The 18,815-nt window shown below is 66.3% G+C and carries 15 protein-coding genes and 2 pseudogenes; 7 read left to right on the top strand and 10 right to left on the bottom strand.

Going from position 1 to position 18,815, the window contains the following annotated elements:
* Positions 1-59: 59 nt before the first annotated feature.
* The 4 genes and pseudogenes from K2Y56_RS17115 (at position 60) to K2Y56_RS17105 (ending at position 3,534) form a co-directional block, all read left to right on the top strand.
* Positions 60-545: a hypothetical protein gene (locus K2Y56_RS17115; protein ID WP_292510092.1), complete on the top strand. Its 486-nt coding sequence runs from the start codon at positions 60-62 to the stop codon at positions 543-545.
* On the top strand, positions 542-1,648 hold the full coding sequence (locus K2Y56_RS17110) for a TniB family NTP-binding protein (RefSeq protein WP_278305563.1): 1,107 nt from the start codon (positions 542-544) through the stop codon (positions 1,646-1,648). Before K2Y56_RS17115 ends, K2Y56_RS17110 begins: the two co-directional genes overlap by 4 nt.
* Positions 1,645-2,055 (top strand): annotated as a pseudogene (locus K2Y56_RS26525) (TniQ family protein); the annotation flags it as partial. The gene K2Y56_RS17110 and the pseudogene K2Y56_RS26525, both read left to right, overlap by 4 nt.
* A gap of 189 nt (positions 2,056-2,244) precedes the next feature.
* On the top strand, positions 2,245-3,534 hold the full coding sequence (locus K2Y56_RS17105) for a hypothetical protein (protein ID WP_292510089.1): 1,290 nt from the start codon (positions 2,245-2,247) through the stop codon (positions 3,532-3,534).
* Between the two features lie 30 nt (positions 3,535-3,564).
* On the opposite strand, the gene K2Y56_RS17100 is transcribed toward K2Y56_RS17105, so the two are convergent.
* Together K2Y56_RS17100 and K2Y56_RS17095 are read right to left on the bottom strand one after the other, a co-directional pair.
* Positions 3,565-6,054: an ATP-binding protein gene (locus K2Y56_RS17100; RefSeq protein ID WP_278305561.1), complete on the bottom strand. Its 2,490-nt coding sequence runs from the start codon at positions 6,052-6,054 to the stop codon at positions 3,565-3,567.
* Positions 6,055-6,275: 221 nt separating this feature from the next.
* Complete coding sequence (locus K2Y56_RS17095) at positions 6,276-6,887, bottom strand: hypothetical protein (protein WP_292510085.1); 612 nt, start codon at positions 6,885-6,887, stop codon at positions 6,276-6,278.
* A gap of 1,501 nt (positions 6,888-8,388) precedes the next feature.
* Here K2Y56_RS17095 and K2Y56_RS17090 point away from each other — a divergent pair.
* Positions 8,389-8,580: pseudogene (locus K2Y56_RS17090) on the top strand (cytochrome b); the annotation flags it as partial.
* A 146-nt stretch (positions 8,581-8,726) separates the two neighbouring features.
* Positions 8,727-8,858 (top strand): hypothetical protein, encoded by a 132-nt coding sequence (locus tag K2Y56_RS17085; protein ID WP_278307336.1) that lies wholly within the window; start codon positions 8,727-8,729, stop codon positions 8,856-8,858.
* Between the two features lie 204 nt (positions 8,859-9,062).
* Here the strand turns inward: K2Y56_RS17085 and K2Y56_RS17080 are convergent, their stop codons facing one another.
* The 7 genes from K2Y56_RS17080 to K2Y56_RS17050 form a co-directional block, all read right to left on the bottom strand.
* A complete protein-coding gene (locus tag K2Y56_RS17080; RefSeq protein WP_278305559.1) occupies positions 9,063-10,760 on the bottom strand; it encodes a methyl-accepting chemotaxis protein in 1,698 nt (565 codons plus the stop codon).
* 423 nt (positions 10,761-11,183) lie between these two features.
* The gene (locus tag K2Y56_RS17075) at positions 11,184-11,798 is read right to left on the bottom strand and encodes a glutathione S-transferase N-terminal domain-containing protein (protein ID WP_278305558.1); all 615 of its coding nucleotides are present in this window, start codon (positions 11,796-11,798) and stop codon (positions 11,184-11,186) included.
* A 43-nt stretch (positions 11,799-11,841) separates the two neighbouring features.
* Positions 11,842-12,513: an SDR family oxidoreductase gene (locus K2Y56_RS17070; RefSeq protein ID WP_278305557.1), complete on the bottom strand. Its 672-nt coding sequence runs from the start codon at positions 12,511-12,513 to the stop codon at positions 11,842-11,844.
* Positions 12,514-12,540: 27 nt separating this feature from the next.
* A complete protein-coding gene (locus K2Y56_RS17065; protein WP_292510078.1) occupies positions 12,541-13,257 on the bottom strand; it encodes an SDR family oxidoreductase in 717 nt (238 codons plus the stop codon).
* Between the two features lie 14 nt (positions 13,258-13,271).
* Positions 13,272-13,946: a peroxiredoxin-like family protein gene (locus K2Y56_RS17060; protein ID WP_278305555.1), complete on the bottom strand. Its 675-nt coding sequence runs from the start codon at positions 13,944-13,946 to the stop codon at positions 13,272-13,274.
* Positions 13,947-14,047: 101 nt separating this feature from the next.
* Entirely contained in the window at positions 14,048-14,620 is a 573-nt protein-coding gene (locus tag K2Y56_RS17055) for a carboxymuconolactone decarboxylase family protein (RefSeq protein WP_278305554.1), read from the bottom strand.
* A 131-nt stretch (positions 14,621-14,751) separates the two neighbouring features.
* Entirely contained in the window at positions 14,752-15,657 is a 906-nt protein-coding gene (locus K2Y56_RS17050) for a LysR family transcriptional regulator (protein ID WP_278305553.1), read from the bottom strand.
* Positions 15,658-15,757: 100 nt separating this feature from the next.
* On the opposite strand from K2Y56_RS17050, the gene K2Y56_RS17045 reads away from it, so the two are divergent.
* A complete protein-coding gene (locus K2Y56_RS17045) occupies positions 15,758-16,861 on the top strand; it encodes an alkene reductase (RefSeq protein WP_278307294.1) in 1,104 nt (367 codons plus the stop codon).
* A gap of 725 nt (positions 16,862-17,586) precedes the next feature.
* On the opposite strand, the gene K2Y56_RS17040 is transcribed toward K2Y56_RS17045, so the two are convergent.
* Complete coding sequence (locus tag K2Y56_RS17040) at positions 17,587-18,405, bottom strand: hypothetical protein (RefSeq protein ID WP_286964955.1); 819 nt, start codon at positions 18,403-18,405, stop codon at positions 17,587-17,589.
* Positions 18,406-18,815: the final 410 nt, after the last annotated feature.

Below are 18,815 nucleotides of genomic sequence, written 5' to 3'. Positions count from 1 at the left end.
TTCCACCTCAGGCCGCCTGACCGATGGCCGCTCCAACTCCACCCCGAATTTCCACCTCATTGACGGACACGACCAGGGTTGATCCGGAGGACATCGGTTATGTCTCGATCAAGCTTGGCGAGGATTGGGTAGCAGTCCCCTGTCTTAAGAGCGAGTTTCGTGGCACTCCGCTTGGCGTCTGGGAAGAAACGGCGGTCGACCTGCGGGCGCGCTTCACCAATCAGGCGCTCTTGTCCCGCCCTATTGTGCTCGCGGCCGTGCGCGACTTCTCCGCGATTGCCCGCGAATGCCAGCGCGAAGCCGGAATATCGGATGCATTGGATACGCCCGATTCTCTGCGTCGAGCACGCGAGGCGCTGGGCTACGGCTTTTCGCTGCCGGAGTGGGACGAGGTTGAACCGCTCGCCGGAGATGATCTTCTCGACGGGGTCATTCCGGTGACCGGCTCCGGCAACGATGCCGGCGAAGCAATCCCGACGCGGCCTGGAGACCCGGAACCGGCCCCGTCGTGGCGCATGAGTGGCCGGAATGGGGATACCCGATGAGCGACGTCTTCGGCTCGGGCCCCGAGGCACTGCGGGATCTGCTCGATGCCATGTCGCCAGCGGAGCGTGAGCGCCTCCACGTGATGGAGTTGGTCAAGTCACGCATCCTGAAGACGCCGGACCGGGACGACGAGACCGCCGAGATTTTCAGGAAACTCCTGGCGGATCTCGTCACGCGAATCGACGCCTCACGTGACCTGGGGCCCGGCAATCGAAGCGAGACACGCGCGCTGGTGCTGACCGGCAGGACGGGCGCCGGTAAGAGCTCGATGCTCTCACGCACGATCTCGGATCATCCCGCCTTCCCCGGGTTCGGCGTGCCCGCCTCCGGATGCCGAGCGGTTTCCGTGTTGACGCCCTCGCCTTGCAACCCAAAGGCGCTGGCCCTTGAGATCCTGCGCGTGCTCGGCTTTCCCATGGCGGCCGAACGTCCCGTGCCGGCAATCTGGAATCGGGTGCGCGATCGGCTCGAATTTCTTGGCAAGGTGGTTCTGCACCTCGACGAAATCCACAATGTGCTTGAGACCGCCAACAAGCGCGAGTTGATCCAGATCCGGACCCTTCTGAAGGGGTTCCTTGTATCGCCGACATGGCCGGTGGTGCTCGTGCTGTCCGGGCTGCCGGAGGTGATCCCCTTCTTCGAGGGGCTGAATGAACCCGAGGAAGACGGCACGCCTAACGCCGACACCAAGGGTGAGGTTCGCCGCCGTGCGGTATTCGTTGGCCTGCGCTCCCTGATGCTGCCGCTGGATGCCGCGATGACTGCGGCGGCGGTCACCGACATGGCCGGCGTGGCCGGGATGGGCGTCTCAGCGGACATCGAGGTCACGCTCGTGCCCCGCCTAATCCACGCGGCCCTGTACGAGCTCGGGACGACGATGCAAATCGCGCACGAGGCCATCGGACAGGCCTTCGACGCCAAGCCGCGGGCGACCACGCTCGGCATCGAGCATTTCAAGCTCGCCTACCGGGCCCGTACGGGCTGCTCGGACGCCGCCAACCCGTTCGTGGTGCCGAACTGGCGGAAGGTGGACTGCACACTGATCCTCCAGGCGACCGGCGATGCGTTCCCCGCCGCGCGCCGAGCGAAGGTCTTGCGATGAGGCTGGATCCGAGCTTCCCCCACACGCCCGGCGAGACCCCGGCGAGCTTCGTCTCCCGGCTGGCCCGCATCAACGGCTTGGCCTCGGGGCGGGAGCTCTGCAAGGACCTCGGCATCTCCTACGACGGCCTCGTCGCCGGGAAAACCGATTCTATCAGGCGCATCTGCGAGCTCACGGGGAGCGAGGTCGAGCCGCTCCTTTGCGAGGCGCGATCCCGGGACGGCAACCGATACCGCGTCCGGGGGCAGGCTCTCGTCGTCGCGAGCTTCGTGGGTGCGAACGTCCGCATCTGTCCGGCCTGTCTCGCCGAGGACGGTCGCACCACCCGGAACCGCACTCCGGGTTTCCTCGCCGCCTACGGGCGGACCGCTTGGACGGTCACGCATCTCCGCACCTGCCCGGACCACGAGGTTGCCCTGATCGACCTGCCAGGCACCTCCAGGGCCACCGTCCAGGATTTCGCGTCCGTCGTCGCGCCGTGGATTGATCGAGGGAGCAGCACGCGTTTGCAACCTCGTCAAAGGTCCCCCTCTGCCTTCGAGGCGTACCTCCTGGATCGGCTTGAAGGCCGTTCGATTGGCTGCTGGCTGGACGAGATGCCGTTCTACGCGGCCGCCAGGACCTGCGAGATGCTCGGTGCCGCAGCCATTTTCGGGCGGAAGGCGCGGCTCAAAACGCTCGGCACCGGCGACTGGGCCGCAGCGGGAGCGGAGGGGTTTGCCGCGATCTCGTCCGACTCGACAGCGCTCGATGAATTCCTGGCCAACCTTATCTCGACCTACCCGGGCGATAGGGCCACGCCCGTCGGGCCGATGGCTTGGTTTGGTCGCTTCTACGAGTGGCTGGACTACGTGACGACGGATCCCGCCTATGACCCGATACGAACCGCAATGGTTCGCTGCATCGCCGAGCGGGCATCCTTCAACCCGAACGAGCGAATGTTCGGCAAGCCAGTACCGTATCGCAAGGTGCACTCGCTGCGTTCTGCGGCACATGAGACCGGGCTTGATGCCAAGCGTCTCAGGAGGGCGCTCAATCACGCCGGGCACCTTGCACCGGGGCACGAGGGACTTCTTGATCATGAGGTCACATTCGACGCTTGCGCCGCGTCCGACCTGCTCCGATTGCTAGGGACGGTCCGTACGTTAGCTGACGTCGCCTCAGACCTGGACATATCCTGGATGCAGGCACGGCAGCTTCAACGCGCGGGCCATCTCCAAGTGCTGGACAAGGCGGTCACCGGAACATCGAGCCCTTGCTTCACCGCCGCGGAGGTCAAGGCCTTTCTGGCCAAGCTCCTCACTGGGGCTGAGGGAGTGGCGGTCGTGCCGAAGGGCGCCTGCGATCTTCGAGCGGCCTCCAAGCGGGCTCAGTGCAGCGTGGAGGACGTGGTGGGCTTGGTCGCCGGCGGGACCCTTGGCTGGGTGGGACACCTGGCCGGAGCGAACGGGCTCCGCTCCATCCTGATCGACGTCGCGGAGATCCGCGGGAGGGTGAGGCGCCCTGAACTGCAAGGCTACACCCGTCGTGAGGTCGAGCTGATGCTGGGCGTTCCAACCCGTACCGTGAAGGTCCTCATCGACAGAGGTTTCCTCCGCGCGAGCGTCCAGCGCCATCCTACCGTGCCGAGGGATATCGTGGTGATCGCCTCGGAAGAGGTTGGCCGGTTCCGTTCCCGGTACCTACGCATGTCAGATGTCGCCGGGCTGCTGGGCATTTCGGTGCCTTCGGTTCCGCGCTTGCTTCAGGATCGCGGGATCGAGCCGGCGCTATCCAAGGACGAATTCTACGCGACTTTCTTCGAGCGCAGGCTGATCAAGGCTTTGAAGGAAATAGGTGTCAAGCAGCGAAGTGCCGACCGCCACTCAGGTACTCAGGCTGAATGAGACATTCGCGGAGCTGGCAAGCCCTCCCTCTCATCGACGCTCCTGTACTTGGCGTGATCTGGCACTTGACCCGCGCCCTGGCGCTGCGTTTCGTTCAAAGCGCCGCCTAGGTGGCCGCTCAGTGGCGGACAAGCCTTTCACGTGTCGCCGCGCCTCCACGAGTTGCGAATAGGCTGGTGTCGATGGGATAGTGATCCGGGCGGCATCCATTTTGAGCACGTACCGCAAGAAAACGTCCCGGAGCTCGATGAAGCTGGCAGCTTGCACACGCCGACGGAGATCGTCCCTGACGGAGATGTCGTTGATGCCGGTCGTGAGCCCCATCTGCTCAACATAGACCGTCGACGACAGGACGAGTTCAATATGGGCTATTCCGCTCTCCTTGATCGTGATCTTGTCTGCCATCCCGACCTGCTTGAGGTTCGGGTCGAGCGCCTCAATCAGGCGGCGGTCGTAGAGTCGGCGTATGGCGTGCAGCACCAATTCCTGCGCAACGCCGCACCCCTCGAAATAGTCGCATAGGTCGGCCACAAGCCAGTGCGCGGCCTCGATGCTGTCGTCACGGTTGGTGTTCAAGCGCTGGCGTAGCACCCAGAGAATGTAAAACGCCAGCATTGGCGAGCCCGGCCGTTGCGGATTAGTTTCGAACACATTGGAAATGAACTCGTTCTCAGTCTCGGTGAAGCGGTCGTACTCCCCCTTGACCAGGGCACGATGCGTTCGGAACCGGTCGGTGGTGACGCTCGGCCCTCCGAATTTCGACTTGATAATTTCGTCGATCTTCACCTCGGGTGACAGGAAGATCCGCTCAGCCAGCTTCAGCATGCGACGGATATCGAAGTTGCCCAACCGTCCGATCAAGCCTGATACGTAGTCGTTCTCGACGAAGACCTTCTCTACCGCCTCGGCCAGCATCTGAAGGTTGTTGACCTCTACTTGGAACCCTTTGCGCGAAAAATATGACTTAGCGGCCTTTGGCTCTGCCTTGAGCTTCCCCTTCAGGAAGGCGACCCGGCGCGAGATGATCTCTTTGGCCTCCGGAACGGGCAAGTAGAAGCTCTTCGATGCATAGCTCTGCAACGCCCCTGCCTTGGACAGGCGCCACACGGTGCGATCTGTGATGGGCACGATATTGAACACCGGTGCCGCGCTCTCCAGCGAGTGGGCAAGTTGGTACACTGCGTCCTGCACCTCGACCGGAAACTGGTCGGTGTTATCAAAGATGAGACAGGGTAGCTTGCCGTGGCCGCGCGCCGCCCAGTCTAGCAGAAGACGCACATAAGTGTCCGGCTGCGTCTCGCGCCGGTTCTCCATGTGTTCTCCGAACTGTATCTTGAACTCGTCCTTGTCGCGTTCGTAGAGAGGCTTTCGCGCTCCGGTCGTCCAGCGCTTATATTCCTTGAAAAAGATGCCCTGGAGGTCATCGTAGGTCGGCGGGTCGTTGGCGCAGACCCCGGTCTCCAAGCGGTCGCGGAGCTGCAGAATTGCCCAGGACACGATGCGCTCAGGATCGCCGTGGTACTCGGCGAGGTCCACACGGGCGACGACGCAGCGCTCGCGAACGCTGAGAGGCAGGATCTGGTCAAAGAATCGGTCTACGAACGTCGATTTGCCGGATCCCTTATTGCCGATGAGCAGCACTGTCTCCGATCTGCCCGAGACCATCGCACGTTCCAGCTCCGCCTGAAGCGCCCCTCCGCTTCCCGTGCTAATGGCAGAGATATTGTTCAAGACTTTCTGTATTATTTTCTGCAGCTCAAGATCCGCTTTTCGGCTCTCGCCAGTCTCAACGAAACAGTCCCGCAGCATTTCTCGATCTTGGTCGTCCGAGAGACGAGAAAAGAACTGAGAGAACAGCAGAGAAGCGTCATGCGCGAGCGGGTCACGGGTGCGCATCCGCGCCTCGCTAGGCGGGAACACGTAGAAGTGCTGCTCGGCATCCCCGACCTTTCGCCCCTCGGCCTCATCGAGATGAGAAAGGTGGCGCCTCTCGACGACGGCAAGCGGACCCAGGAGCTCAGCAAACAGCCCGAAGTCCTCGATCACCGAGTTTAGATTGGGAAACAGAATGCCCCTGCACTCAAGAGGTGGCCGGCCATCCGTTCGCGTTCCCTTGAAGAAGAGCCAAGTTTCCCCATCGGTCACGACGGCCATGGGGGCGCCTTTCTCCCCCGCGTAGCCCAACGCTTGCCGCATCCCGGCAAGCAGAGGCTTTACAACCGGTCCAGCAAGGCTGACCACGGTCACGCGGTCGGCCTTCGTCGCCGGAGTGAGCAGGCCCGCTTTCTTGGCTTCGATGATGAGCGCATTGCGGCGCTCGCCGACCGTCAGGAGGTAATCGATGTACCCCGATTCGGTCGGTGGCTCCGTGAACACCGCCTCGTGCTTCCAGCCCAGCACCTCGAACAGGATGCGGTCGAGCGCCTTCAGACGCGTGTCGCTCTCGTTCGGTCCTTCGGCCAAGGCAGACCGGATGTTGGCCTCCAGCGCCTTAAGCCTCTCGAAGGCGCTATCGGTCATGTGTCCCATGCATCTCGCCCAACGCTTCGCCCGCCGCCTCTCGCTTCCTCGTCAGCTGCTCAAGGGCGAAGACGGAGCAAGGATGCCAAGCCTACGCTGACGCTGCAATGTGCAATCAGGTGCACTTCATGCGATTGGCATGTGCCACGCCGTACGCCTGCACACCCGCAGTCGGCGGTGACCAGTTGATCGACCAACAGCCTTATTGGGGCTCGGCCATCTCAAGGCCGTGGGTAGATCTGCCGATAGTTCGCATGGGGCATACCGAGCTTGTCGAGCTCGGTAGCAGGGCTGATGTAGGGCGAGATCGCCGTCAGCTCGGCGGCCAACTCATCTTCACGATCCATGTCCTCCGGCAGTGGGCCGTCATCGAGGTCCATCGTGTTAAACGCGACGACGATGTCGACGTCGCCTATGTCCGCCGATCCTCGCTCCAGGCTTCCATAAAGCTCTATGGACTTAATACGGACGCGCGAGTTCTCGTCAGCGTTCGCTCGATCAACCCAATCGAGTACCCGTTCGACGAGCTCCAAGCCCTCCTCTCGCGAGATGCGGGGGAGGTCTAGGTGGTTTGCCAAGCCCATTCCCTGATGCGTCGGGCACAGGCGCTCGGCGTCGATCCAACCCTCCTCGATCAGCGAACGATGAACCTCGTCGGCCTTGGCATCGGACAGGTTCAGTTCGTCGCGCACGTAGGTCCGCGTCATCCTGCGAAGGACGAACTTGGGCGCTGCGCCGGACAAATCGTACTCGGTGTCGGCTTCGTTGAAGGCCTTGAACATGTCTCGGACCCGGCGAGGGTCCAACGTGGCGATCTTAGGCGGCAAGATCATGGTGCGCGGCTCCTGAGCGCTCGGTTTCTACCCCACCATCTCCCACACGCCGGCTTCGCCCGCTGACGTAGGCGAGGCAGCGACCGACGAACAAGGGCTTGGAGCTACCGAGGCATCTGGTCCGCGCAGTGAACACCCTGGAAAGGCGGTGGTTTCAGCCCCCGACGATGCCAATGCGCCCGGCCGACAAACATTGACGCCCGTGGCCGACGTACCCGGCGCCATGCTCGATTTCGTGGGTTAGCTGGACCAATGACTTAGCTGGATCGACGCCGACAAACTTCGGCTATCAGCACACCTGAGCGCGGGGGATGATCCCCCCAACGTCGAAGCCTCCCGCTCCGCCTCGATCCGGCGTACCAGCCACACACTCTCTTCTCGGCGGTTTTCGGTTCCGGAGCGTTCCACTGCGAGGATGGGGTTCCAAGCCGTAGACCGACTGCATCGCTCGAAGGGGCTCCCTTGTTCGCGGTCGGAGCGGCCACGTAGGCTATCGACATCGAAGGACATGGATTGCGCGAAAAGGTGCGTGGATGATGTCGGCCAGGGCATCGAAACGAAGACGATCGATTTCCTTCGCGAACAGATGGCACGCGCAGGATCCGGCGGGTCGTCGGCAGTGAGGCGATGCTGATGACGGTCGCAAGAGCACGCACCGATCGTCAGGTCATCTCGGTCGACGGGGCTTCGGCCGGGCTCCCAGACCGTCGAGGGCGTCGCAGTTCGCCTAACCCTAGGCATAGTCCCGGATCATCGTGGCAGGGCTCGGGGAAAGCCTGATGCGGCTCTGGCCGGGCCCGATGTAGAAGATTGTCGCGACGGTCACCTTCCGAATTCGGGGCCGGGGTCCGGATCTCGCTTTTCGGCGGGTTTAATTCTACGGCGGCCGAGCCAAGTCAGGTGCCGTTTCGGGTCGTGCGCCTTGAGGACACCCGTCGAGATGTCCCCTACGCGTCATGGGAAGTGAAACCGTTCCGCTTGCCCTGGCATCCGCGTGGTCGCAGCCGAAGGCGATGGCTGCGGCGCCGATGCCGTTACAGGCGAGGAGGGCGTCGCGCTCGCGCGCGAAAGCAAAGCTTCGTCTCGAAGAGCACGCGCAGGGCCGAGCGCGCGTCCTGCTCGCCGCCGCGTGCGGTGTCGTGGTCGATGCTGCCATGGGGATCAGGGGTTCGACCTGATCCTGCTGTCGGAGGTCGTATACTGCCCCCGATGCCGGTGATGTCGTGCGCTTGGTGTATCGGGTCCGGAGTTGCCTGCAGCCGGGCGGCAGCGTCGTCTTGGTGCATTGGATGGGCGAGACGCACTACCCGCTCACCGGTGACGAGGCGGCGGAACTCTTCATCGGCGGCGCCAGCGCATTCGCGCGCGTCTCCGACCAGACCGGGACGGACCAATACCGGCTCGACGTCCTGGTCGGCCAAGAAGGGCAATCACGCCGGCGGCAGGTTGGCTCGAGACGCCGCGCCGCTACGGCCGGGTCAGCCGCGGCTTCCACTGGCTTATGGCGACCCTGTTCGCATGGCAGTTCGCGGGCGCGCTGCCGTATGTCGGCACCGGCGAAAACGTCCTCACGCGTTTCGTCGGAGGCAGCCACTTCACCCTTGGCTTCACCCTGTTCGTACTCGTGGTCCTGCGCTGGGCCTGGGGGCTGGCGAACCTGGTGCGCCGCCCACCGCCTCGGGGACGCCTGGGACGGGCTGCCGTGGCCGGTGACCTCCTCATCTACGCGCCGATGATGGTCGTGCCGGGGCTCCCGCTGAAGCGCCCATACGGGTCGATCAAGCCGTTCAGGCCCTACGGCATCCGCTCATGCGAGGGCGCGACGAGAGGATCGCCTGGATGGTCGTCCCCGGCGACCTGTTCCATCGTTGGCTCACCTTCGCGCTGCTCGCGATGGTGGACGGCCACGCGGGTATTGCCTTCCTTCACCAGGAGCTCCGGCACGAGGACGTGCCGGCGCGGATGGGCTGAGGCCAGGGGTCGGCCGTTGTCTCGATCCTCTCGATGAGCGAGTGCGTTCGGTCGCCACGACAGCACGCTGAAGCCGCAGGCACGGATGTTCACGGCCCACAAATCGAAATCGACGCCGGCTTCGTGGGACTCTGCCGAATCGGGATGGAGCCGCCCTCGACCGGGCCGGCACCTCCCGCCGGCAGGACGTGGATTCCGGCGATGTCAGGCCGTCCGCACGGTCGCGAGGAAGCGGGCGACCTCGCCCGAGAGGGTCTCGGACTGGCGCGACAGCTCGGAGGCGGAGGCCAACACCTGGGCCGCCGCCGCGCCCGTCTCCTCGGCCGTCCCGGCGACGCCGGCGATGTTGCCCGTCACCTCGGCGGTGCCCGCCGCAGCCTGGCCGACGTTGCGGACGATCTCCTGCGTCGCCGCGCCCTGCTCCTCGACGGCTGCCGCGATGGCGGTGGCAACGCCGTTGATCTGCCGGATGCGCTCCGTGATGGAGCCGATGGCCGAGACCGCATGCGCTGTCGAGGCCTGGATGCCGGCGATCTGCCCGGAGATCTCCTCGGTCGCACGCGCGGTCTGATTGGCGAGCTCCTTCACCTCGGCGGCCACGACCGCGAAGCCACGGCCGGACTCGCCTGCGCGGGCCGCCTCGATGGTGGCGTTCAACGCCAGCAGATTGGTCTGGCCCGCGATGTTCTGGATCAACCCGACCACGTCGCCGATGCGCGACACGGCGGCACTGAGCTCCTGCACCGACATGCCCGTCCGATCGGCTTCGGTCACGGCCCTTTGGGCGAGGTCCGCGGAGCCGGCGACCTGGCGCCCGATCTCCTGCACCGACGAGCCGAGTTCCTCGGAGGCCGCAGCGACCGTCGTGACGTTCGAGGCCGCCTCCTCGGCCGCGGCGGCGACGGCCGTCGACTGGGACGCGGTCTCGGCGGCGGCGGAGGACATGGTCCGGGCGGTTGCCTGCAGCTCCGTGGCGGCGGACGAGACCGTGCCGACGATGCCACCGACCGCGCGTTCGAAGCCGTCGGCCAGCTCCACCATGGTACGCCGCCGTTCCGCGGCGGCCGCCTCGTCGGCGATTCGTTGCACCTCGGCCTCCTCCGCCGCCTTTTGCGCGACCATGGCCTTGATGCCCCGGACCGCACGGCCGACCGCGCCGATCTCGTCGCCGCGCGCGGCTTCCGGGATGACGGCGTCGGTCTCGCCCCGAGCCATCCGCTCCAGGACGCCGACTAGGCCGTTCAGCGGGCGCGTGATCCCGAACACGGCGATAGCGCCGAGCAGTCCGAAGGCGGCCGTCAGGCCAAGTACGGCGACGAGGGTGAGGGTTTGCGTAGCCGCGGCGGCGACCTCGGCGGCCTGCCGCTTCTCCTCCTTTAGGGCGTCGACGTTCGCGTCCACGCGCTTCCGGGTCGCCTCCACGGCCTCGCGCCGAGCCGCCCTGCCGTCGCCGTTCGACAAGGCGGTCGCCGCCGTCACTTCGTTCCTCAGCACCATGTCGACCGCGGCCTTCGAGGTCGCGAGGAAGCGGTCCGCCAGCTCCTTAAGCTTCTCGTTGACGATGCGCCGCTCGGGCGTGTCCGACAGCTGCACCAGGTGGTCGACGGCTTCACGAGCCGCGCGCTCGTCCTCGGCGTGCTGACCGCGCAGCACCTGCCGGTTCGGACCGTCACCCTCGATGATGAGATTCTTCTCACGGATGGTGGCCTCGTCGATGGCCACCGCGAGTTGAAGGGACAGGATCGCGCGCTGGGCACTGCGGTCGACGATCTCCTGCGTATTGGCGTCGAGGCGGGTCAGGCTGCCCCGGGCAAGGAGGATCATGCCCGCCGAGACGGCGACGAGCACGAGGGAGGGTATCGCGAGCTTCGCGAGGAGCCTCAGGTTGTCGAGGAACTTCATCGGACACGACGGCTAGGGATCGGGGCGGTGGCCCGACGCGATCCCGCACGTGGGGCGCGCCATTAAGCCCGCGATAGGGTTAGCAACCCGTGAAGTGGTCGAGTTCCTGCCTTCATGCCGGCCCCGGGGGATTGTTGCCCGTCGCGTACGCAGGCCTCCGCGGGGATCTCGGAGCCGGCGATGCGCCCGAAGAGTTTGGTCTATGCCAGCGTCTGGTCCGCCAGGACCGCTTCTGGCCGGCCGACTCGATCGCCGCAGTCGCGGCATCACTCTGGCTGACATCGCCTCCGAAAAACGACGATCGCCGCTCGAAACGGCCTTGCTTCCGTCAACGAGCCGTGTCGCCATCTCGGGTGCCGGATAATCGGTATTTCGGCACGATTCCGACATGCTCGTCCGATGCGCTCGGATCTCCACCCTCGATCAGAGCCTGCCGATAGCGCGCTGCACTGCAGGGCGAGCTTCGACCGCAGCATACCAGCGCTCCACGTGGGGCGTTTCGGCTAGATCCACGTTCGCGAACTCCCGCCGCCAGACCCAGCCGAATTTGGCGATGTCGGCGATCGAGTACGTACCGGCGAGGTACTCGGCTTCGGCCAGGCGACCGTCGAGCACGTTGAGCGTCCGTCTGGCCTCGCCGTGGAAGCGCTCGATGGCGGCGGGGATCGGCTCGGGGGCGAGCTTCTGGAAGTAGCCCGACTGGCCGAAGGCGGGCCCTAGTCCGGCGGCGTGGAAGAACAGCCATTCGAACGCGCGCACCCGCGCATCGCCCTCGCGCGCCAGAAACCGACCGGACTTCTCGGCTAGGTAGACCAAGATCGCGGCGGACTCGGTGATGGTGAGCGGCTCGCCCCCCGGCCCCTCGCTGTCGACGATCACCGGCACCTTGCCGTTCGGGTTGAGCGTCTGGAACCAGGAAGCCTTCTGCTCGCCCTGGCGGATGTTGACGGGATGGTAGACGTAGTCCACCCCGAGTTCTTCGAGCAGGATGGGAACCTTGACGCTATTGGGCGTGGCGAAGGCGTAGAGGTCGATCATGGCCCGTGTTCCGTCTTGAGGAGAGGCGCGAGCAGCGGCTGCGTCAGTGGACCCAGCCGCCGGTGAACGGGAAGACCTGCCCGACGAGGAAATCGCTCTCCGGGCCGGCGAGCGTCAGCAGGAAGGTCGCGGCCTCGCGCGCCGTGGCGAGCCGGCCTGCCGGCACGCCCCGCATCCGCTCCTGGAACTCGCTCGTCGTCTGGTAGGCGGGCGGGAAGTAGGTCGGGTTCTCCACGAAGGTCTGCGCGGTGGCGTTCACCTGCACATTGTGGGGGGCGGCTTCCATCGCCACGCTCCGAACGTAGCCGTGCTGGGCCGCGCGCGCGGCAGAATAGACCGCCCGGCGCGGCACCCCGCGCAGGGCCGCCCCCGCGCCCACCACGACGATCTTGCCGGAGTGCCGCGCGATCATCTGCGGTAGAACCGCGCGCACGAGTCGGTGCAGGGGGCGCACCATGCGATCGAGCATCAGGTCCAGTTCTGCGTCGTCGCTCTCGATCGCGAGCCGCCCCAGCGCCGGGGCGGCGAGGTTGGCCACGAGCACGTCGACGTGGCCGGCCTGCGCGATCAGCTCGGCGGCAGCCTGCGGCGCGGTGAGATCGCGCCGGTCGACCAGCACCTCGGCACCGGCCTCCCGGAAGACGACGGCGATCTCTGGTCCGATCAGCTCGTCGCAGTCGGTCACCACCACGCGTCGTCCGGAGAGCCTTTGCATGATTGTCGTCCTCCCATAGGGCAATGCTCAGATCGCGGCCTTGCCGATCGAGGCGCCGCCGTCGACGAACAGGGTCTGGCCGGTGATGAAGGCCGCGTCCTCAGAGAGCAGGAAGGCTATGGCGGCCGCGATCTCGTCCGGCTTGGCGAAGCGGCGCATCGGCACCGCGGCGAGGTAGCGCGCCTCGCCTCCGCTGCCCGGCGGATTGCCGGCGCGGAACAGCTCGGTCTCGGTGGGACCGGGGGCGACCGCATTGACGGTGATGCCGGTCGCGGCCAGTTCCAGCGCCCACCCGCGGGTGAAGCTCACGAGCCCCGCCTTGGCCGCGGCGTAGGCGGTACGCTCGGGCACGCCGAGCACGGTCAGGCTAGCGATGTTGACGACCCGCCCCCAGCCCCGCTCCCTCATGCCCGGCAGCGCCGCCTGCGCGGTCTGCACGGTGGTGCGCAGGTTGAGATCGAGCACAGCGGCGAGGTCGCTCAGGTCTACCGCGCCGATCGGCGCCGGTCTTACCAGGCCGACATTGTTGACCACCGCATCGATTGCATGGTCGGCGAGCACGCGGTCGAGCGCCGCCTGGGTCGCTGCGGCATCGGCGAGGTCGACCTCCACCACCCTGCCTGGAAAGTCGGGCGCGGCATTGCGGGCGAGATCGACCACCGCTTCCCCCGTCGCCGCGAGGCGGTGGGAAAGCGCGAGGCCGATGCCCTTGGTGGCGCCGGTGATGAGAATGGTGCGCGGCATCGGCCCGGCTCCCTTCAAGCAGCTTGAAGCCGCGCCGCGCGCAGCGCCGGGATCAGCGCTTCGGGCTCCGGACGCTGCGTGTAGTCGGGATTGACCTCGGCGTAGGCGACGCGGCCGTCCTGCCCGATGGCGAAGCGGCCCGGCATCGGCAGCGTCCAGCTCTCGTCGCCGTTGACGAGCGGCAGGTTGTTGCCGAGCTGTTTGTAGAGAACGACGAGGTAATCAGGCAGCGCGAACTTCAGACCGAACGCCTGGGCGACCTGATTGCCGGGATCCGACAGGATCGGGAAGCCGAGCTTGTTCTCGCGTTGCGAGCGGCGGCTGTTCGCCGGCTTCTGCGGCGAGACGGCGACGAGCGTCGCGCCCTCGGCCTCGAAGGCGGGCCGCGCCGCTTCGAGCGCCTGGAGCTCGAGGTTGCAGTAGGGACACCAGACGCCGCGGTAGAAGCTCAGCACCAGCGGGCCTTTGGCCAGGAGTTCGGTCGAGGAGACCGGCGCGCCGTCGGGGTCGTCGAGAGTGAACGCAGGGGCCTTGTCGCCGACCGTGAGCGCACGTCCGGCCGCGCCCGATGCGATCAGCTCGGCAGAGGCGCGCTCCATGATCGGATGGACGAAGGCGGGGGCGTTGAACGGCGGCCTACCGGAGCGGAAGTCGGCCTTGAACGCATCGAGACGGGCTTGAAGCGACATGGGTGTTCTCCGGGAAGAATGTGCCGACCCCGAAAGGGGGAGCCGGGGTCGGCGCCGGGGTCGAACCGGCGAGGGCGGGAGGCCGGCTGGCAGGGGACGGGTCAGGCCGCGACGCGGCTGGAGCCGGGCTTGGTCCACTCGGCGCCCTTCATGAAGGGGTCGAGCTGAGTGTGGACGATGTGGTTGGTGTAGTTCGAGAGCAGCTTCGTGCCCGCGCCCAGCACCACCTCCAGCACGTTCTGCTGCGTGTAGCCGGCCGCCAGGAACGCTTCGACAGCGGCGTCGCCGACGAAGCCGCGCTCGCGCACCACCAGGCCCGTGAACACGTGCAGCGCTTCCAATTTCGCGTCGGGGATCTCGGTCCCGTTGCGGATCGCCTGCACGATCGGGTCGGCGATCTTGCCCATCTGCGCCAGCTTGGTGTGGCCGGCCATGCAGTAGTGGCACTCGTTCTCGTAGTTCGAGGTCAGGTAGACGACCTGCTGCTCGGTGGGCGTCAGCGTGGTCTTGGAGAACAGGTCCCACAGCGCGGAGTAGCCGGCGAGCAGCTCGGGGCTGGTCGCCATGTTGGCCTGCAGGTTGGGCACGAAGCCGAACGCCTTCTTGACGCCCTCGAGCGTCGCCTTCGAGGCGTCGGGGGCGCTCTCGGCGGTGTGGACGGGGAACGTGGTCATGACGAGTCCTTCCGGCGGTGTCTCGGGGCTGGGCGTCCATCGCCCGGCACGACCGCTAGCTAAGCCCCTCGTCTGACGGCGATAACGCCGTGCGTCGGACTAGAGTCCATTCCAGCTCGGCATGAATGACTTCAACGCGGCGTGAGTTCGGGATCGCGCTCGAAGGCGGCGACGAGAAAATCCACGAAGGCGCGCAGCTTGCCGGGCGGGCGGCGCCCGTCGGGGTGGAGAGCGTGGATAGGTGTCCGCTCGCCGGGCCAGGCGGCGAGCACCTCGACGAGCCGACCCTTCGCGAGGTCCGACGAGAACAGCCAGCGCGGCGCCTGCGCCAGCCCCAGTGCCATGAGAGCGGCCATACGGACATGCTCGGCGTCGTTGGTGCGCAGGATCCCCTTCGGCCAGTGTTCGACCCGGTCCTCGCCAACGCGGAAGCTCCAGGGGCGTACCTGACGCTGGAACACGAATCCGATGCAGGCGTGGCGATCGAGGTCGTGCGGGCCCGCCGGCGAACCATGCGCATCGAGATAGGCGGGCGACGCGACAGTGACGCGCTGGGTGACCGCAATCTTCCGGGCGACCAGCGCGGAGTCGGCGAGCTCGCCGATGCGGATCGCGAGGTCGACGCCGTCCTCGACCAGGTCGACGAAGCGATCGGAGACCAACGTCTCCACCTGTACGTCGGGATAGCGCGCATGGAAGGCGGGGATGAGCGGCACGATCTGCATCCGTCCGAACCCCGCCGACAGGCTGACGCGCAAAAGCCCCGACGGCCGGCTCTGCCCGGCGCCGACAAGTGACTCGGCCGCCTCGAGATCCGACAGGAGCTTCACCCCGGCCTCGTAGAAGGCCTGCCCCGCTTCCGTCAGCGTCAGGCTTCGCGAGGTGCGGTGCATCAGCTGCGCGCCGAGGTGCTGTTCCAGAGCGGCCACCTGCTTCGACACCGCCGGCTGGCCGATGTTCGCCTCGCGCGCGACCGCGGAGAAGCTGCCGCTCTCCGCCACGCGCACGAACAACCTGATCGCCTCCAGCCGGTCCATCTCTCATCCTCCGGGAATAGGTGGAATGCCAGTAGGCCGCCTTCCGGGCCAGTCCTTTTCCGCCGAGATGGGCTGCAACGCTTTACCGTTGGAGCCTGTCATGTCGCCACTGTTCGCGCCTGCTTGCGTCGGACCTTACGTCCTCGACCATCGCGTCGTGATGGCCCCGCTCACCCGGATGCGCGCGGGGCCAGGTGAGGTGCCGACCGCCCTGATGGCGAGCTATTATGCCCAGCGCGCCACGCCCGGCGGCCTCCTGATCAGCGAGGCCACGCCCGTCTCCCCGACCGGCTTCGGCTACGCGCATACGCCCGGCATCTTCACTAAGACGCAGGTCGCTGGTTGGCGGCCGATCACCGAGGCGGTGCATGCGCGCGGCGGGCGCATCTTCCTCCAGCTTTGGCATGTCGGCCGGCAGTCGCATCCCGATCTGCAGCCCGGCGGCGTGCTGCCGGTCGCGCCCTCGGCGCTTCCTGCGGGCGGGACGGCGGTGACCGCCACGGGGCCGAAGCCACACCCGGTTCCGCGCGCGCTGGAACTGGACGAGATCGCGGGCGTGGTCGCCGATTTCCGCCAGGGCGCGGCCTACGCGCTCGCCGCCGGCTTCGACGGCGTCGAAATCCACGGCGCCAACGGCTACCTGCCCGATCAATTCCTGCAGGACGGCTCGAACAAGCGCACCGACGCCTATGGCGGTCCGATCGCCAACCGTGCCCGATTCCTTCTGGAGATCACGGAAGCGGCTGCCGCCGTCTGGGGCGGCGACCGCGTCGGCGTCCGGATCTCCCCCTCCGGCGAATACGGCGCGATGTCGGATAGCGACCCGAGCGCCACCTTCGGCCATGTCGCCGAGGCGCTGAATGCGTTCGGCCTCGCCTATCTGCACGTCGTCGAGCCGCGCATCCGCGGCAACGACACGGTCGACGCGGGCGCGCCCCCGGTCGCAACGCAGGAGCTGCGCCGCATCTTCAAAGGACCGATCGTCGCCGCCGGCGGCTTCGACAAGGCGAGCGCCGAGGCCGTCGTCGCCGCCGGCGAGGCTGACCTCGTCGCGTTCGGACGGCGGTTCATCTCCAACCCTGACCTCGTGCGCCGCTTGCGCGAAGATCTGCCGCTCAGCCCCTACGACCGCTCGACCTTCTGCGGCGGCGATTGGCGCGGTTACACCGACTATCCGCCCTACACCGCACAGCGCGCCGCCTAGTCTTGGGAGCGGGACCGCGCCGGCCGTCGGGCGTATGGACGGTTCGCCTGGACGACCGACGCGGCGGCGGCGCCGCGGCAGGATCGCATCGTCAGGATGGTCATGGGGTCGCTCGGCCGGCTGCCTCCGCGGACCGACGCCCCTGGCACGCGGACGCATGGCGCCGAGCGCTCCGGCGTGACCCGCGGCGCGGTGCCGATCGCCCCAGCCGCTCGACGACGACATCGAACTTCCACGGCGTCGCGTCCGAGTAGACTATCAGCGGCTGCGGCAGGCCGAATGACACGCAACACCGGCCGGGTGGCCAGTCCACTGCAGGAACTCGTCGGCGGTAGGTATCGCCGCCCGGGACCAGCAGGATCACCGCGTCCTTCCATTGTAGGGACAGCGTCATCGATCATCCGTTGCCTTGTCTGGCTTGCCGACGGCCCGGGCCATCCGGGGCGTGGTCGACCGCCCGTTCGAGGAGCCGGAGCGGGACATTCTTGCCTTCATCACGACCACGAAGACCGATCCGAAGCCGTACCGGTGGGTGAAGTCGGCCGATGCCATTCCGACCGGCGTCGAGCGCTTCCGTCTTCGAGCGTTCGACGTCGAACCCGACGACACACCTCCGTCGGAAACGTCAGGAGCAGGACACCAGTCGATGTGCTTCGACGAATCGAGGCAGCCTCGGAACTGTCGAACTCGCCAACGGCCCTTTGGCGACGCGATCGAGCGGGATCTCATACGCAGCGGCCTACGGTCGGCCCAGCGATAGGGTCGACTTGACCGAGCAATACAAGCAGGGATGCCGCCGCCCTCGCGCCGCCGTGAGGAGCTATCCAGTAGCGAAGGTCCGGTCTTCCGATCGGAACGCTCCGTCTGAAAGTCCGTTCGCCCAACCGGGCGCGTATCGAGAAGCTGGAGAACCCGGTCGCGCTTGTGACCGCCCCATCTGCGCTGCGGGATGCATCGTAATAGTGTTTCACCAGGTCGACCAGTTCGGAAAAACTCGTGCCTGCTGGTGCGGTCGCAGGCCAGCAGGTCTTGTATCCGATTACGTCGAATGCAACCGGACGGCGCAAGCGGCCCTGGCCGGTCCGTACGATTGCCTCGAGCGGCCAGACTCTTCGACTCGATCGTTCCGGGGCGGCCGGGGCGACCCGGTTCATGCACGGGATGTCGTCCGCCATGTCTGCCGCGCGTAGGAGCTCCAACTCCCACGGTCCGCGCACGAACCGATCGTGCACGATGGGTCCATCGCCTCTCCAACCGATTCCGAGCAAGTGCTCGCCGACCTCGATATCCATGACGTGTTGACACTCGTCCGCTTTGGCCCCGAATGGTGTGTTCCATCGGATCCCTCCACGCCGCGATATCGAGTCTGGTTCCGCAACGTAGTATTGAATCGAGAAGCCTTGAAAACGGACGGCCCGTTTCTTCATCGGCGTCTGTGGGCCGTCGCATCCGTGCAGGGCGAGAATACGCAAGGCAGCTTCGCGCAGCACCCTGCGGGCCACCCCGGTGGGCGCTTCGAGGCGGTTGACATGAATGGTCGACATGCGGGTCTCCGGACGGGACCCTTCTTCAGATCACCTGGTTCTCCGAAAACGTCAAAGCCTCCTGTGTACGGCCGTTCCAACCATGGACGGATCCGTCACGATCCGACCCGTTGGCCAAGGGGGCGGATCAGCTTCCGCATCGACGACACTGCTGCGGAGTGCCTTGGCGGCGAACCGGTGGCTTGCGGCGTTCCGCACCGGCCGAATTCCACCGAACACCGACTACCCGAGCTCGACGCGACGTCGCGGGCCAGGTTCCATGCCGACATAAGGAGCATGCAACCACAGTCAGATCCCCGGTTGCCCGTGTGCGTTGTCCTGCGCTGCGTAGACCCCCGCCAGCGTCGTCAGCTTGGCGGCGTCCGTGCGCGCGTCCGACCCGAAGGGCTTCGAGTCCAGCGCACAACCCA

It is taken from the genome of Methylobacterium sp. (genome assembly GCF_019745455.1).
Classification (GTDB): Bacteria; Pseudomonadota; Alphaproteobacteria; order Rhizobiales; family Beijerinckiaceae; genus Methylobacterium.
Note: the sequence above shows the minus strand (reverse complement) of the source record. Positions and strands in the feature narration are given on the sequence as shown.

Excerpts from the sequence above, each read along its gene's own strand:
- K2Y56_RS17060 (WP_278305555.1), bottom strand. The coding sequence starts at position 13,946 with ATGTCGCTTCAAGCCCGTCTCGATGCGTTCAAGGCCGACTTCCGCTCC.
- K2Y56_RS17040 (WP_286964955.1), bottom strand. The coding sequence starts at position 18,405 with ATGTCGACCATTCATGTCAACCGCCTCGAAGCGCCCACCGGGGTGGCC.
- K2Y56_RS17045 (WP_278307294.1), top strand. The coding sequence starts at position 15,758 with ATGTCGCCACTGTTCGCGCCTGCTTGCGTCGGACCTTACGTCCTCGAC.
- K2Y56_RS17095 (WP_292510085.1), bottom strand. The coding sequence starts at position 6,887 with ATGATCTTGCCGCCTAAGATCGCCACGTTGGACCCTCGCCGGGTCCGA.
- K2Y56_RS17055 (WP_278305554.1), bottom strand. The coding sequence starts at position 14,620 with ATGACCACGTTCCCCGTCCACACCGCCGAGAGCGCCCCCGACGCCTCG.
- K2Y56_RS17105 (WP_292510089.1), top strand. The coding sequence starts at position 2,245 with ATGCCGTTCTACGCGGCCGCCAGGACCTGCGAGATGCTCGGTGCCGCA.
- K2Y56_RS17050 (WP_278305553.1), bottom strand. The coding sequence starts at position 15,657 with ATGGACCGGCTGGAGGCGATCAGGTTGTTCGTGCGCGTGGCGGAGAGC.
- K2Y56_RS17100 (WP_278305561.1), bottom strand. The coding sequence starts at position 6,054 with ATGACCGATAGCGCCTTCGAGAGGCTTAAGGCGCTGGAGGCCAACATC.
- K2Y56_RS17065 (WP_292510078.1), bottom strand. The coding sequence starts at position 13,257 with ATGCCGCGCACCATTCTCATCACCGGCGCCACCAAGGGCATCGGCCTC.
- K2Y56_RS17110 (WP_278305563.1), top strand. The coding sequence starts at position 542 with ATGAGCGACGTCTTCGGCTCGGGCCCCGAGGCACTGCGGGATCTGCTC.
- K2Y56_RS17085 (WP_278307336.1), top strand. The coding sequence starts at position 8,727 with ATGGTCGTCCCCGGCGACCTGTTCCATCGTTGGCTCACCTTCGCGCTG.
- K2Y56_RS17070 (WP_278305557.1), bottom strand. The coding sequence starts at position 12,513 with ATGCAAAGGCTCTCCGGACGACGCGTGGTGGTGACCGACTGCGACGAG.
- K2Y56_RS17080 (WP_278305559.1), bottom strand. The coding sequence starts at position 10,760 with ATGAAGTTCCTCGACAACCTGAGGCTCCTCGCGAAGCTCGCGATACCC.
- K2Y56_RS17075 (WP_278305558.1), bottom strand. The coding sequence starts at position 11,798 with ATGATCGACCTCTACGCCTTCGCCACGCCCAATAGCGTCAAGGTTCCC.